Here is a 14436-nt window from a genome sequence, read left to right as displayed (position 1 = left end):
TCGAACCAGGAGAGTGTGAGAATGCCCAAGACCATCGTCGTTCCGGAAGGCACCCAGAAGCCGATCGCCCCCTATTCGCCCGGCGCCCTTGCCGACGGCATCCTCTATGTCTCGGGAACCCTTCCCTTCGACAAGAACAACGACGTCGTGCATGTCGGCGACGCAGCCGCCCAGACGCGCCATGTGCTGGAAACCATCAAGTCCGTCATCGAGACCGCCGGCGGCACCATGGACGACGTGACCATGAACCACATCTTCGTCACCGACTGGGCCAACTACCAGGCCGTCAACAAGGTCTATGCCGAATACTTCCCGGGCGACAAGCCGGCGCGCTACTGCGTGCAATGCGGGTTGGTGAAGCCGGATGCGCTGGTCGAAATCGCGACGGTCGCGCATATCGGGACGAAGTGATGCTCTCGCTAAGGCCGGCACATGGAATACCCCCCTCTGGCCTGCCGGCCATCTCCCCCACAAGGGGGGAGAACGCTTCGCCGCCGCGCTCGGCACCCGTGTCTGCGCTGGGCACAATGGCTTCCCTACTGAGATCTCAGCGGGTGGCAGGACGCCTGCGCTCTCTGTTCTCCCCCCTTGTGGGGGAGATGTCCGGCAGGACAGAGGGGGGGCACCACCCGCCGCAACACTTGGGAAAAATCATGCATTACGACATCCACGGCCTTACCTCCCCCGATGCGCCGACCATCCTGCTTTCGTCAGGGCTCGGCGGCTCCGGCGGCTATTGGGCGCCGCAGATCCCTGCCCTCTCGGAACGTTTCCGCGTCATCACCTATGACCATCGCGGCTGCGGCAAGACGGGTGGCTCGGTGCCTGAAGTCGGCGGTATCGCAGCCATGGCCGACGACGTGTTGGAGATCGTCGAGACGCTGAAGCTCGAAAAATTCCACTTCATGGGCCATGCGCTGGGTGGCCTGATCGGGCTTGATCTGGCGCTTCGCCGGCCGGAACTGATCGAGAGTCTCGTGCTGATCAATGCCTGGAGCAAGGCCGATCCGCATTCCGGGCGCTGCTTCGACGTGCGCATCGCGCTCCTCGAAAACGCCGGTGTCGAGGCCTTCGTCAAAGCACAGCCGCTCTTCCTCTACCCGGCCATCTACATGGCGGAAAACCCGGAGAAGATGGCGGCGGAAGAGGCCCATGCACTCGCCCATTTCCAGGGGCGCGACAATATCCTGCGCCGGATCGCGGCACTGCGCGCCTTCGATGTCGACGATCGCCTCGGCGAGATCCAGACGCCGACGCTTGTCATCGCCACCCGCGACGACCTTCTCGTCCCCTATTCCCGTTCATTGCGACTTTCACAGTCCATGCCGAACGCAACGCTGCGCCTGACCGTCGCCGGCGGACACGCCGTCAACGTCACCTATTCGCAAACATTCAACAGCGCGGTCCTCGACTTCCTGTCGGGCGTCGAACGCGCGTGAAAGGACCTGCCATGCTGGCCACGAAGACCATCGCACCCGTCGCCCCCGCAACGGACATCACTGCGCCGGAAAAGAGTGCGACCTATCGCAACGGCATGGCTCGGCTTGCCGCAGCCGTGACGATTGTCACCACCGACGGCCCCGGCGGTCGCGCCGGCTTTGCGGCAACTGCTGTCACCAGCGTTTCGGACAATCCGCCGACGCTGCTTGTCTGCCTCAACAAGGGATCGTCCGCCTACCCTGCCGTCAGCGCCAACGGCTTCGTCACGGTCAACGCGCTCTCGGCAGAACACGAGCCCGTCAGCCGGCTCTTCGGTGGCAAGACGCCGGTCGAGGAGCGCTTCGCCGCCGCCACCTGGGAGACGACGCCGTCGGGCACGCCGCGCCTCGTCGATGCGCTCGTTTCCTTTGAATGCCGGATCACGGAAGTGCATGACGGCAGCACCCATGACGTCTTGTTCTGCGAGGTTCTCAACGTCACCACCCGCGAGGACGGCCAGGCGCTCGTCTATTTCGATCGAGCCTATCGTACAGTCTAAACAGCTGTACCGAAACGCAAAACGGCCCGCGCATGACGGGCCGTTTCGTTGATTGCCTAATTGTCTCAATACCAGCCGACGGCGACCTGCGCCTCCTCGGACATGCGGTCCGGCGTCCACGGCGGATCGAAGCTCATTTCGACTTCGACCCCCGACACACCCTCGACCGAACCGACGGCATTTTCGACCCAGCCCGGCATTTCGCCGGCGACCGGGCAACCCGGTGCCGTCAGGGTCATGACGATCTTGACCGTGCGGTCGTCCTCGATGTCGATCTTGTAGATCAGCCCGAGTTCGAAGATGTCGGCCGGGATTTCCGGGTCATAGACGGTCTTCAGCGCGGAGATGATATCGTCGGAGAGGCGGGCCACCTCTTCCGGCGGGATCGCCGTGTTGATGATGCCTTCGCGGACGTCTGGCTTGGTTTCCGTGTCACTCATGGTGTTCATTCCTCAGGCGAAGAAGCTGCGGGCGTAATCCAGAGCGTCTGCCAGCGCATCGACTTCTTCCCGTGTGTTATAAAGGCCGAACGAGGCCCGACAAGTGGAGGTCACGCCGAAACGTGCCAGAAGCGGCTGGGCACAATGGGTGCCTGCACGAACGGCGACACCGCGACGGTCGATCATCGTCGAGACGTCATGAGCGTGGATGCCGGCGAGTTCGAAGGAGAAGATCGCTCCCTTGCCCGGTGCGTTGCCGATGATCCTGAGCGAATTGATCGCCGACAGGCGCTCATGCGCATAGGCGCGCAGGCTTTCCTCATGGGCTGCAATGTTCTCGCGGCCGAGCTTTTCCATATAGTCGAGCGCATAGCCCAACCCGATCGCCTGGACGATCGGCGGCGTGCCCGCCTCGAAGCGATGCGGCGGCTCGTTATAGGTGACGCGGTCTTCGGAGACCTCGATGATCATCTCGCCACCGCCCATGAAGGGATCCATGTCCCGCAAGCGGTCCATCTTGCCCCAGAGCACGCCGATGCCCGAGGGACCGTAGAGCTTGTGGCCGGTCACGGCATACCAGTCGCAACCGAGATCCTGGACGTCGACGGGCATATGCACCGCGCCTTGGCTGCCATCGACCATGACAGCGATGCCGCGCTCACGGGCAATGCGGCAGAGCTCCTTGATCGGCACGACGGTGCCCAGCGCGTTGGACATATGGGTGATGGCGATCAGCTTGGTGCGCTCGGTCAGGCACTTTTCGAAGGCTTCCATGTCGAAGGCGCCTTCGTCGGTGACCGGAGCCCAGACGAGCTTGGCGCCCTTGCGTTCCCTGAGGAAATGCCAGGGCACGATGTTGGAGTGGTGCTCCATGATCGAGAGCACGATCTCGTCGCCCTCGCCGATATGCTTCATCCCCCAGCCATAGGCGACCGTGTTGATCGCTTCGGTCGAGGACTTGGTGAAGATCACCTCGTCGATCGAAGGGGCATTCAGGAACCGGCGCACCTTCTCGCGCGCCGCTTCATAGGCGTCCGTCGCGGCGTTGGACAGGAAATGCAGGCCACGATGCACATTGGCATATTCGTTGGAATAAGCATGGGCGATCGCGTCGATCACCTGGCTCGGCTTTTGCGCCGAGGCCGCATTGTCGAGATAGACCAGCTTCTTGCCATAGACCTCACGCGACAGGATCGGGAAATCCCGGCGCACGGCCTCGACGTCGTACCCTGTCCGTGCCGCGATCGTGTCAGCCATGATGCTCCAGCCAATCGGTGATGATCTCTTCCAGGGCCTCGACGAGCGGCTCGTTTTCGAGCTCCTCGACGATTTCGGCGACGAAGCCGTTGATCAGCAGCGCACGCGCCTTCTTCTCCGGAATGCCACGCGACATCAGGTAGTAGAGATGGCTCTTGACGATGTCGGCGACCGTCGCGCCATGGGCGCACTGCACGTCGTCGGCGAAGATCTCAAGCTCCGGCTTCACCGAGAACTCGCAATCATCGGACATCAGCAGCGTGTTGCAGGCCATGCGCGCATCGGTCTTCTGGGCATCCGGAGCAACCCGGATCATGCCCTGAAACACCCCCTTGGCGCGATCGAAGACGACGTTGCGGATGATTTCCGTCGAGGTCGTGTTCGGCACGTCATGGCCGAGCGTCATGGTGACGTCGGTATGGGTGTCGCCGCCGAGCAGGTTGACGCCGCGCAGCATGAAGTCGGAGCCTTCGCCCGCCGTCTTTACATGCACTTCCTGGCGCACCAGCTTGCCGCCGGCATTGACGATGAAGAGGCGAAACTTGGCGTCCGTGCCGAGTTCGGCGCGTATCTGGCCGAGATGGGTGTCGGCATCGCCTTCGCCCTGCAGGATCACCCAGGTGATCTCCGCGCCCTCGCCGAGCTTCAGGTCGGCGACAACGGAGGCGAGTGCGGCCGAACCGCTCTGGCCGACATGGCGCTCGATGATGGTGGCCTTGGACCCCTTGCCGAAGGTCGCCGGGAAGCGCAGATGCAGCTGACCGGCGGCATGCACCGACTGCAGTTCGATCGGGGCTTCGATCTCGGCGTCCTCGGCCACGTCGAGCGTGAAGCCATCGCGCACGAAAGCGCCGTTCAGGCGGCCGATCGTGTCATCGGCGTTGAAGGCGGTCAGGCCTTCTGCCGCCGCACCGTCGGAAAGCGCGTCGCGATAGAGCGAAATGCTCACTCCGTCCGGCAGCGCCGCTGGCCTCTGAGCAACACCCTGCAGGACGTTCAGCACATGGGCGCCTGCGACCAGTGGGTTGATCGCCTTGGCAACCGCCTGCGGCTCTTCGGCCGGAAGCGCGCGCAGAAGGGCCTTGAGGTCCGTGTAGTGGAAGGTCTCGACGCGGCGCGTCGGAAGGCCCTGACGCTTCAGGGCGTCGAACAGGCCGTCGCGCTTCAGAAGCACGGCGCCATCGCCCGGAAGGCTGCCGACCTGGTTGGTATAGGCGTCGATGAGCTGGGTCTCGGCTACGGTGAGCCGGTTGGCCGCTTGCAATGTCATCGTTGCAACTCCTTTAAAACTTGAAAGCCCTTAGGCAGCCTGACCGGTGATGTCGGCATAACCGTTGGCTTCGAGTTCCAGCGCCAGGCTCTTGTCACCCGACTTGATGATCTGGCCCTTGTAGAGAACGTGCACGCTGTCCGGCACGATGTAGTCGAGCAGGCGCTGGTAGTGGGTGATCACGACGGTTGCACGATCCGGGCGCTTGAGGGCGTTCACGCCGTCAGCAACGATCTTCAGCGCATCGATGTCGAGGCCGGAATCGGTCTCGTCGAGAATGCAGAGCTTCGGCTCAAGCAGCGCCATCTGCAGGATCTCGGCGCGCTTCTTCTCACCGCCCGAGAAGCCGACATTGAGCGGCCGCTTCAGCATGTCAGGGTTAATCTTCAGCTCGGCAGCGGCTTCCTTGACGCGGCGCATGAAGTCCGGCGTCGTCAGCTCGTCCTCGCCACGCGCCTTGCGCTGCGAATTCATCGCGACCTTCAGGAACTGCATGGTGGCGACTCCCGGGATTTCGACCGGGTACTGGAAGGCGAGGAAGATGCCCTTTGCCGCACGCTCGGCCGGGTCGAGTTCGAGAATGCTCTCGCCGTTGTAGAGGATATCGCCTTCGGTCACTTCATAGTCTTCGCGGCCCGAAAGGATGTAGGACAGTGTCGACTTACCCGAACCGTTCGGACCCATGATGGCAGCCACTTCGCCGGCCTTCACGGTGAGATTCAGGCCCTTGATGATTTCGGTGCCGTCTTCGGCGATACGGGCATGGAGGTTTCTGATTTCAAGCATGTCTGTCTTCCTGTCCATCGGGCGGTTCAAGGGCCGCCTGTCGTTTCCTGTCGCGCGTTCCGCGCTCTACAATTCCGTCATCCTCGGGCTTGTCCCGAGGACATCCGGGCTGCCGTCCGTGCGCCGTGCGCACTGGCTTGTCAGCCCTCATTCAATTCGAGTCGCTTTTCGATCCGGTCGAGACGCAGCTTCAGCTCTGCGATTTCGCCATCTTGTCTTGTCTCATCGGTCATGAACCCGGCCATATATTGCTTCACAGCCCGTATTTCGGAACGCACGCCGACCATCTCTTCCTTCAAGGAGGCGATGTCGGTGCGCATGACGCGCAAATGCTCCAGAATAAGGTTCTCGACCTTCTCGTTCATCAGCCGACCGAACCCTCGAGCGAGATGTTGATCAGCTTCTGCGCTTCGACCGCGAATTCCATCGGCAGCTGCTGGATGACGTCGCGGACGAAGCCGTTGACGATCAGAGCAATTGCCTCTTCTTCCGGGATGCCGCGCTGCATGGCGTAGAACTTCTGGTCCTCAGAGATCTTCGAGGTCGTTGCCTCGTGCTCCACCTTGGCCGTCGAGTTCTTCACCTCGATGTAAGGCACGGTATGCGCGCCGCAGGTGTCGCCGATCAGCAGCGAGTCGCAATTGGTGAAGTTGCGAGCGTTTTCCGCCTTGCGGTGCATCGAGACCTGGCCGCGATAGGTGTTCTGCGACACTCCGGCCGAGATGCCCTTGGAGATGATCCGGCTCTTGGTGTTCTTGCCGAGATGGATCATCTTGGTGCCGCTATCGACCTGCTGGTGGCCGTTGGAGACGGCGATCGAGTAGAACTCGCCCTGGCTGTCGTCGCCGCGCAGGATGCAGGACGGATATTTCCAGGTGATCGCAGAGCCGGTCTCGACCTGGGTCCAGGAGATCTTCGAGCGCGCACCACGGCAATCGCCGCGCTTGGTGACGAAGTTGTAGATGCCGCCCTTGCCGTCCTTATCGCCGGGATACCAGTTCTGAACGGTCGAATACTTGATCTCGGCATCATCGAGCGCCACGAGCTCGACGACGGCCGCGTGCAGCTGGTTTTCGTCGCGCTGAGGTGCCGTGCAGCCTTCAAGATAGGAGACGTAGGCGCCCTCTTCGGCAACGATCAGCGTGCGCTCGAACTGGCCGGTGTTCTTCTCGTTAATACGGAAATAGGTCGACAGCTCCATCGGGCAGCGAACGCCCTTCGGAATGAAGACGAAGGAACCGTCGGTGAAGACGGCCGAATTCAGCGTCGCATAATAGTTGTCGGTGACCGGCACGACCGAACCGAGATACTTCTTCACCAGCTCCGGATGCTCGCGTACGGCTTCCGAGATCGACATGAAGATCACGCCGGCCTTTTTCAGCTCTTCCTTGAAGGTCGTGACGACCGAAACAGAGTCGAAGACGGCGTCGACGGCGATCTTCGAGGACTGAACGCCGGCCAGCATTTCCTGCTCTTTCAGCGGGATGCCGAGCTTTTCATAAACCTTCAGAAGCTCCGGATCGACTTCGTCGAGCGACTTCGGCCCGGCAGCCGTCTTCGGCGCTGCATAGTAGTGGATGTCGTTGAAGTCGATCTTCGGATAGTCGACGCGCGCCCAGGTGGGCTCGACCATCGTCAGCCAGCGACGATAGGCGTCGAGGCGCCATTCCAGCATCCATTCGGGTTCGTTCTTCTTGGCCGAGATAAACCGCACGATGTCTTCCGACAGGCCCTTCGGGGCCTTGTCGACTTCAATCATGGTCTCGAAGCCGTATTTGTACTGGTCGACGTCGATCTGGCGCACCTGATCGATCGTTTCCTGCACAGCAGCCATGGTCGTTCTCCAATCTTGCCGGGCCAAATTCCGGCAGCTTGTTAACGTTGGGCGGTGACCCGCCATATCTAAGGTCCCCGGACCATCATTTCACCCCTCTTGGCAAGGGAAAAACGCGATCCGGACCGGTTTTTTGCCGCTTTACGCGGCCTGCCCCGTCGGCTTTCGCCGAGCAGCAATCTTTGCGAAGGCCGCGAGGAAGCGATCTATATCGCTCTCTGTCGTGGCCGGGCCAATCGAGAGACGCAGCGCTCCAGTCGCTGCATCCTCACCCATGGCGGTCAGCACATGGCTCGCGCCCACCTTGCCCGACGAGCAGGCCGCACCGGCCGACAGTGCGACGCCTTCAAGATCGAAGGCGATCTGCCCGGTCTCCGCCTTGAGCCCCGGCAGATGGAAGAAGCTCGTATTGCAAACACGCGCCTCGCTGCGTCCGTAGATCACGGTGTCGGGTGCCGCCGACAACATCGCTTCTTCCGCTCGATCGCGAAGCGCAGTCAGCCGCGCATTCCGCTCGGCGAGATCCGATGCCATTTCGCGCGCGGCCGCGCCGAAGCCGGCGATGGCGGCAAGGTTTTCCGTGCCGGCGCGATGGCCCTTTTCCTGGCCACCGCCGCGGACCAAAGGCTCCGGCATCAAGGTCTCGCCGCGCGACACCAGTGCACCGACACCTTTGGGGCCACCCAGCTTATGAGCCGAGAGGATCAGGAAATCAGCACCGAGGTCTGCGATCGACAAGGGCATGCGTCCTGCCGCCTGCACGGCATCCACCACCAAGAGCCCACGAAAATTCTTTACGACGGCAGCGATCGCCTGGATTGGCTGAATGATGCCGGTTTCGTTGTTGACCAGCATGACGGCGACCAGAGGCAGGCCGTCTGTGGCATCGTGCGCCGCCAGATGCGCGGAAAGCGCTTCGAGATCGAGGATGCCCGATGGCGTCACCGGCAGTTCCGTTACCTTGTCTGGGGCAAAGCGCCCGCCAGCCCTGACGGCCGGGTGCTCGATGGCAGAGACATAGAGACGACCGAGCGAGACACGCGACTTGCCCATGCGATAGGCCGGCGACAAGACATGATTGGCAGCCTCGGTCGCGCTCGCGGTAAAGGTCACATGCGCCGGTTCGGCACCGACGAGACCTGCAACCTCGCGCCTCGCCTTTTCGAGGACGGCGCGTGCGGCTCTTCCTTCCGCATGCACGGAAGAGGGATTGCCGGGCATGGCGAGCGCCTCGAGCATGGCCTCGCGCGCCGGACCCATCAGGGGCGCGGTGGCGTTCCAGTCGAGATAGATGCGCTCAACAGCCATACCGGCTTCAGACTCCCATAGCTGCGGCGGCGCATTTTCCTTGAAATTTCCGCCAGGCTTGCCTTATGACACCTTCACCCCGGATGCGACGCCATCCAGTTTCGAACGGTTCTAAACTTCGTTTTAGAAAAGCTGACTGACGCCGTCAAGTCAGCTTTCTAATTTGGTGTTGACGAACCGCAAAAATGTCAGGGACCGGAACCTAATGCCCGAAGTGATTTTCAACGGCCCCGCGGGTCGTCTCGAAGGCCGTTATCAGCCCTCCAAGGAAAAAAGCGCCCCCATCGCGATCATCCTTCATCCGCATCCGCAGTTCGGCGGAACGATGAACAACCAGATCGTCTACCAGCTGTTCTACATGTTCCAGAAGCGCGGCTTCACCACGCTCCGCTTCAACTTCCGCGGCATCGGCCGCAGCCAGGGCGAGTTCGACCATGGTGCAGGCGAACTGTCGGATGCCGCCTCCGCGCTTGACTGGGTGCAGAGCCTGCATCCGGATTCGAAGAGCTGCTGGGTTGCCGGCTATTCCTTCGGCTCCTGGATCGGCATGCAGCTCCTGATGCGCCGCCCGGAAATCGAAGGCTTCATGTCGATCGCGCCGCAGCCAAACATCTACGACTTCTCCTTCCTCGCCCCCTGCCCGTCGTCCGGCCTGATCATCAATGGCGACAGCGACAAGGTGGCCCCCGAGAAAGATGTGATCGGCCTGGTCGACAAGCTGAAGACCCAGAAGGGCATCCTGATCACCCACAAGACGGTGCCGGGCGCCAACCACTTCTTCAACGGCCAGGTGGAAACGCTGATGGCCGAATGCGAAGACTATCTCGACCGCCGCCTCGACGGCGAACTGGTCCCGGAACCCGCCGCCAAGCGGATCCGGTAAGATGATCCGGATCGTGGCCGATACAAATGCGCTTGTCAGCGCTTGTATCGGCCGCGGCCCAGCCTCGAAAGTGATCGAGGCGTGTTTGTCCGGGCAATTGAAGCCAATGCTCAGCCTGGCGCTTTATCTCGAATACGAAGATGTCGTGAATCGAGAGGCCCTCTTTCGAAGGGCAAGACTGAACATGGTCGAACGCAATCAAGTTCTCGATGCGATACTTGCGAATGCCGCGCTCGTTGACGTCAGCTATCGCTGGCGACCAAACTTGCGCGACGAGGCAGACAATCACCTGATTGATCTGGCGGTTGCTGCCAATGCCCGCTATCTTGTCACCAGCAATGTCAGGGATTTTCGAGGAGGCGAACTTCGGTTCGACCATATCGAAGTCGTGGATCCTGCCCGCCTGATTGAGGAGCTCACCCGATGAGAGCAGTCACAATCAACCTACCCGAGCCGCTGGATGCACAGATGGAGCAGCTGGCGCGCGAAAACGGGCTGACGCTCAGTGATTTTCTGGTGGAAGTCAGCAAGGACATCATCAGACAGGACGAAGCGCGCAAACAGTTCTACGAGCGCGCGGAGCGCGGCAGGGGACGCGAAGCGGAAGCCCTCGCGCTGCTCCGCCGCGATTAGTTTCCGTTTTCGATTTCAGACTGCGATTTTTTCATGACCTCACCCATGACCTTTGACGCCGTCGGTCTCGCAGGCGGTGGCAACCGCTGCTACTGGCAAAGCGGCTTCCTGAAAGCCTTCAGCGAGCATCAGCCGCTCAACCCGCGTTTCTATGTTGCCGTCTCGGCTGGCGCCTATCACGGGGCGATGTTCCTGGCCGGCGTCGGCGACCGCGTGCGGGCCTCGGCCTTTGCCTTTGCCGAGAAGGGCGAGCGCGGCCTCGATTGGCGAGCGCTGCGTCGGCGGGAATCGCCGCTTGTGGTCGGAAGCCTGTTTCGGCAGCTGCTTGCCAGCGAGTTCAAAGACAGCGAGCTTGCGGCGCTGAAGGCGGCCCCACCCATGCTCATCCAACTCTCCGGCGTGCCAGACTGGATGCCCGGGGCAATCGGGGCTCTCGGGTCCATCGGCGCCTACCAGATCGAGAAACTCCTGACCGATGGCGCCCATTCCAAGGCAGGCCTGCGGATGAAGTTGCGGCCCACCTGGATCTCGACGCACAATGTCGACTACCCAGGCGAACTGGTCGATGCGCTGATGGCGACCTCCTCCGTGCCGCCTTTCATGCCGGTCGGACGTGTCCGCGGTCGCGCCTATCTCGATGGCGGGCTCGTCGACAATCCACCGCTGATGAAGCTTACGGAAGTCGAAAACAAGGGCTGGCGCACGCTGCTTCTCTCCACGCGTTTCGGCCGCAAGCCGCCGGCTGCACCGAACCGCGTCATTGTCGGCCCCAGCGAAGACATCCCCGTGAGCAAGTTTGCCGTCGGCGATGCGGCCGGCATCCGGCATGCCTATGAGGTGGGCTTGCGCGACGGGCTCGCCTTTGCGAAGTCCGCATAACCGGCACGGGTCATCTCAAAGAAGCGGCAGGGTTCCCCTCGCACGGAGCGGGTGTCGATTTCCCGGAAGCCTATCTTTTTGAGGATATGCAACGAGGCTGCGTTGTCGACATGCGCCATGGCTTCCAGCCGTTGTCCGATCTCGGCCTCAAAGAACCACGCAACCAGAGCGCTGGCAATCTCGCTCGCGTAACCCTTGCCCCAATTGGACTGGACGATCGAATAGGCAAGTTGATGGACCTGCGCGTCCTCGTACCAGCTGATGCCGGCGCGCCCGACGAAATGCAAACCACTGGCCGTCATCAGCTTCAAGGTGGAGCAGCCATTGCGGTGAAAGCCTGTCCGCCACCCGGCCAGTCGCTCTCGTGCGTAGTGCCGATCCCAAGGCTTGCCGTGCCCGACATAGGCGCTGGTCTCCGGCGTGCCGTGCAATTCAACAAGACGCTCTTCGTCACCATCCGACCACCTTGTCAGGACAAGGCGCGGCGTCCGCAGAATCACGGATGGCGCCAGCACTCCGCCGCTGACCGGCTCCAAGACTCCGGTCGTTCCTGGAAATGTCAAGGCGAGCCCCCTCGCAGAGCGTACCGCGAGATAGGCCCAGGCTTCCGCCTCCATGGCGTCGCCATCAAAGCCGGCCTGCTCGGCGGTCAATACTGTTGCGCCCTTTTCACCCGCGAGGCGCACCAGATCGGCCATGATCGTCCGGTTCAAACGGCCGCCGCCGCAAATCACATAGGTCTTTGGCAAGCTCGGCAAATGGCCCGCAGATTTGAGGATCGCCGCCGCGGAGACGTAAGCGAGCGTGCGCGCACCGTCGGAGAGCTCGGCTTCATGTCCCTCGGGCGGACGAAAATCGTTGCGATCGAGCGAGCGGCGGGTCTCTGCGGTGAAGAAGGAATTGGCGAGATAACGTTCGGCGAGTGCCATGACGACCGAACCTTCCGACGCGATGCGGCCGCCATCGTCATAGGGAATGCCGGCATGGGCCTCGACCCACTGGTCGATCAGCGTGTTGCCCGGCCCGCTGTCGTAGCCAATGATCGTGCCGTCGTGGTCGAGAAAAGTCAGGTTCGAGATGCCGCCGATGTTGACGAAGCAGACCGGCCAGTCCTCCGCCGGGATCTGGTGCGCCAGCGCCTGGTGATAGACTGGGACCAGTGGGGCGCCCTGCCCGCCATGGACCATGTCGTTCGCCCGCATGTCGTAGACCACGTCGATGCCAGTCTCCCTGGCCAGCAACGCTCCGTCACCGAGCTGCACGGTCAGCGCCTCATCCGGCCGGTGCAAGACGGTCTGACCGTGAAAACCGATGAGGTCGATGTCACCAGGTTTCAGGTTCTGCAGCTCCAGAAACAGGCGCACAGCGTCTGCATGACGTAGCGTGAGATCCCTCTCCATGCGTGAGAGATCACCCGGCCGCTCGTCGCGGTGCCGGATCATCTTGGCATCCTCCACCGCCTTCTTCAGTCGATCGCGGAAGGCGGGCTCATAGGGTACCGACAGAAACGCTCCACGCTCGACGATGGCCTCGCCATCGGTGCGGACCAGTGCCACATCGATGCCATCCATCGAAGTGCCGCTCATCAGCCCGATCGCCGTCTTGATATCCGCCATGTGCCACCCGATTCGAACGCCTGTCATGCAGGACATTCATGACCGAGACGGGTGCACAATTCAAAAAACAATGCTAAAGCCCGCGCGCATTTCCAAGAATACCACCGAAAGACCAGAGAACCCGAAAGCAACAGCGTCATGACGAAGTTCAAGTCCGATTTCCTCCGCACCATGCACGAGCGCGGCTTCATTCATCAGATTTCCGATGAAACAGGCCTCGACGACCTGCTCGCCAAGGAAAGCGTGACGGCCTATATCGGCTTCGATCCGACGGCGCCTTCGCTGCATGCCGGCGGTCTCATCCAGATCATGATGCTGCACTGGTTCCAGGCGACCGGCCACCAGCCGATCTCGCTGATGGGCGGCGGCACGGGCATGGTGGGTGACCCCTCCTTCAAGGAAGAAGCCCGCAAGCTGATGACCGTCGACACGATCGAGGAGAACATTGCCTCGATCAAGCGCTGCTTCTCGAACTACCTGAACTACGAAGCCGGCCCCAAGGGCGGCGCGCTGATGATCAACAATGCCGAATGGCTGCGCGGTCTCAACTACCTCGAGTTCCTGCGCGATGTCGGTCGTCATTTCTCGGTCAACCGCATGCTGTCCTTCGACAGTGTGAAGACGCGCCTTGACCGCGAGCAGTCGCTGTCCTTCCTGGAATTCAACTACATGATCCTCCAGGCCTACGACTTCGTGGAGCTTAACCAGCGCTACGATTGCCGCCTGCAGATGGGCGGCTCCGACCAGTGGGGCAACATCATCAACGGCATCGATCTCGGCCACCGCATGGGCACGCCGCAGCTCTACGCGCTGACCTCGCCGCTGCTCACGACGTCGTCCGGTGCCAAGATGGGCAAATCGGTCAATGGCGCCGTGTGGCTGAATGCCGACATGCTCTCGGCCTATGACTTCTGGCAGTACTGGCGCAACACGGAAGACGCCGATGTCGAGCGCTTCCTGAAGCTCTACACGACGATGCCGATGGATGAGATCAAGCGTCTTGCGGCGCTCGGCGGCTCTGACGCCAACGAAGCCAAGAAGATCCTCGCCACCGAGATCACCGCGATCCTGCACGGCCGTGCGGCAGCCGAAGAAGCTGCGGAGACGGCGCGCAAGACCTTCGAAGAGGGTGCGCTTTCGGCCAATCTGCCGACCGTCGAAATCGCCTCGGCCGAGCTCGAAGCCGGCGTCGGCCTGCTGGCGCTGATCGTCAAGGCCGGCCTTGCCGCCTCCAATGGCGAAGCCCGTCGTCATGTTCAGGGCGGTGCGGTCAAGATCAACGATGCAGGCGTCTCGGATGAGCGCATGTCTGTCGACAATGCACAGCTCACCGGCGACGGCGTGATCAAGCTTTCGCTGGGCAAGAAGAAGCACATTCTGATCAAGCCCGTCTGATCGCCAATCCGGCATGATCATAGGCATCGAAAAGCCCGCATCTGCGGGCTTTTCTGCGTTTGTGAAGAGCCGTTAACCCATGACGCCTTTTTGGTCAGCACGCCCGAGCTGCCGAATATCACAGCAACCTCATGCACAAACGCATAGCAGTCGCACA

The 14436-nt window shown here is 61.7% G+C and carries 16 protein-coding genes and 1 pseudogene; 8 read left to right on the top strand and 9 right to left on the bottom strand.

The window, feature by feature from the left end:
- Window positions 1-21: 21 nt before the first annotated feature.
- From rutC to M1E12_RS06850, 3 genes are all read left to right on the top strand, one after another.
- Window positions 22-411 carry a pyrimidine utilization protein C gene (rutC, locus tag M1E12_RS06860; protein ID WP_479564159.1) on the top strand — a complete coding sequence of 130 codons (390 nt, stop codon included), beginning with the start codon at window positions 22-24 and terminating at the stop codon, window positions 409-411.
- Between the two features lie 242 nt (window positions 412-653).
- Window positions 654-1439 carry a pyrimidine utilization protein D gene (rutD, locus tag M1E12_RS06855; protein ID WP_479564158.1) on the top strand — a complete coding sequence of 262 codons (786 nt, stop codon included), beginning with the start codon at window positions 654-656 and terminating at the stop codon, window positions 1437-1439.
- Between the two features lie 11 nt (window positions 1440-1450).
- Window positions 1451-1978 (top strand): flavin reductase, encoded by a 528-nt coding sequence (locus M1E12_RS06850; protein ID WP_479564157.1) that lies wholly within the window; start codon window positions 1451-1453, stop codon window positions 1976-1978.
- A 65-nt stretch (window positions 1979-2043) separates the two neighbouring features.
- Here the strand turns inward: M1E12_RS06850 and M1E12_RS06845 are convergent, their stop codons facing one another.
- From M1E12_RS06845 to M1E12_RS06815, 7 genes are all read right to left on the bottom strand, one after another.
- On the bottom strand, window positions 2044-2418 hold the full coding sequence (locus tag M1E12_RS06845; RefSeq protein ID WP_113377391.1) for an SUF system Fe-S cluster assembly protein: 375 nt from the start codon (window positions 2416-2418) through the stop codon (window positions 2044-2046).
- Between the two features lie 12 nt (window positions 2419-2430).
- Entirely contained in the window at window positions 2431-3675 is a 1245-nt protein-coding gene (locus M1E12_RS06840; protein WP_479564156.1) for a cysteine desulfurase, read from the bottom strand.
- Window positions 3668-4945 carry a Fe-S cluster assembly protein SufD gene (gene sufD, locus M1E12_RS06835; RefSeq protein ID WP_479564155.1) on the bottom strand — a complete coding sequence of 426 codons (1278 nt, stop codon included), beginning with the start codon at window positions 4943-4945 and terminating at the stop codon, window positions 3668-3670. The genes M1E12_RS06840 and sufD overlap by 8 nt, the downstream gene beginning before the upstream one ends.
- Before the next feature lie 30 nt (window positions 4946-4975).
- Entirely contained in the window at window positions 4976-5731 is a 756-nt protein-coding gene (gene sufC, locus M1E12_RS06830; RefSeq protein WP_479564154.1) for a Fe-S cluster assembly ATPase SufC, read from the bottom strand.
- Between the two features lie 140 nt (window positions 5732-5871).
- On the bottom strand, window positions 5872-6096 hold the full coding sequence (locus tag M1E12_RS06825; RefSeq protein WP_310238624.1) for a hypothetical protein: 225 nt from the start codon (window positions 6094-6096) through the stop codon (window positions 5872-5874).
- A complete protein-coding gene (sufB, locus tag M1E12_RS06820; protein WP_113461711.1) occupies window positions 6096-7565 on the bottom strand; it encodes a Fe-S cluster assembly protein SufB in 1470 nt (489 codons plus the stop codon). Before sufB ends, M1E12_RS06825 begins: the two co-directional genes overlap by 1 nt.
- 141 nt (window positions 7566-7706) lie before the next feature.
- Window positions 7707-8873 carry a cysteine desulfurase family protein gene (locus tag M1E12_RS06815; RefSeq protein ID WP_479564153.1) on the bottom strand — a complete coding sequence of 389 codons (1167 nt, stop codon included), beginning with the start codon at window positions 8871-8873 and terminating at the stop codon, window positions 7707-7709.
- A 205-nt stretch (window positions 8874-9078) separates the two neighbouring features.
- On the opposite strand from M1E12_RS06815, the gene M1E12_RS06810 reads away from it, so the two are divergent.
- Genes M1E12_RS06810 through M1E12_RS06795 form a run of 4 tightly spaced genes read left to right on the top strand, consistent with a single transcriptional unit; the run spans window position 9079 to window position 11268 of the window.
- Entirely contained in the window at window positions 9079-9756 is a 678-nt protein-coding gene (locus M1E12_RS06810) for an alpha/beta hydrolase (RefSeq protein WP_006728558.1), read from the top strand.
- 1 nt (window position 9757) lies between these two features.
- Window positions 9758-10183 carry a putative toxin-antitoxin system toxin component, PIN family gene (locus tag M1E12_RS06805; RefSeq protein ID WP_479564152.1) on the top strand — a complete coding sequence of 142 codons (426 nt, stop codon included), beginning with the start codon at window positions 9758-9760 and terminating at the stop codon, window positions 10181-10183.
- Window positions 10180-10389 (top strand): hypothetical protein, encoded by a 210-nt coding sequence (locus M1E12_RS06800; protein ID WP_479564151.1) that lies wholly within the window; start codon window positions 10180-10182, stop codon window positions 10387-10389. The genes M1E12_RS06805 and M1E12_RS06800 overlap by 4 nt, the downstream gene beginning before the upstream one ends.
- Window positions 10390-10434: 45 nt before the next feature.
- Window positions 10435-11268, top strand: coding sequence for a patatin-like phospholipase family protein (locus tag M1E12_RS06795; RefSeq protein WP_479564150.1), 834 nt, complete (start codon window positions 10435-10437; stop codon window positions 11266-11268).
- On the opposite strand, the gene M1E12_RS06790 is transcribed toward M1E12_RS06795, so the two are convergent.
- Together M1E12_RS06790 and M1E12_RS06785 are read right to left on the bottom strand one after the other, a co-directional pair.
- Window positions 11220-11768: a GNAT family N-acetyltransferase gene (locus tag M1E12_RS06790; RefSeq protein ID WP_479564842.1), complete on the bottom strand. Its 549-nt coding sequence runs from the start codon at window positions 11766-11768 to the stop codon at window positions 11220-11222. The two genes, M1E12_RS06795 and M1E12_RS06790, sit on opposite strands and share 49 nt — an antisense overlap.
- 9 nt (window positions 11769-11777) lie before the next feature.
- Window positions 11778-12884, bottom strand: a pseudogene (locus M1E12_RS06785) (anhydro-N-acetylmuramic acid kinase); the annotation flags it as partial.
- A gap of 138 nt (window positions 12885-13022) precedes the next feature.
- Between M1E12_RS06785 and tyrS the strand changes: the two are divergent.
- A complete protein-coding gene (gene tyrS / locus M1E12_RS06780) occupies window positions 13023-14279 on the top strand; it encodes a tyrosine--tRNA ligase (protein ID WP_479564149.1) in 1257 nt (418 codons plus the stop codon).
- The last annotated feature ends 157 nt before the right edge of the window (window positions 14280-14436 follow it).

The sequence above is a fragment of the Rhizobium sp. K33 genome (genome assembly GCF_056501445.1).
Note: the sequence above shows the minus strand (reverse complement) of the source record. Positions and strands in the feature narration are given on the sequence as shown.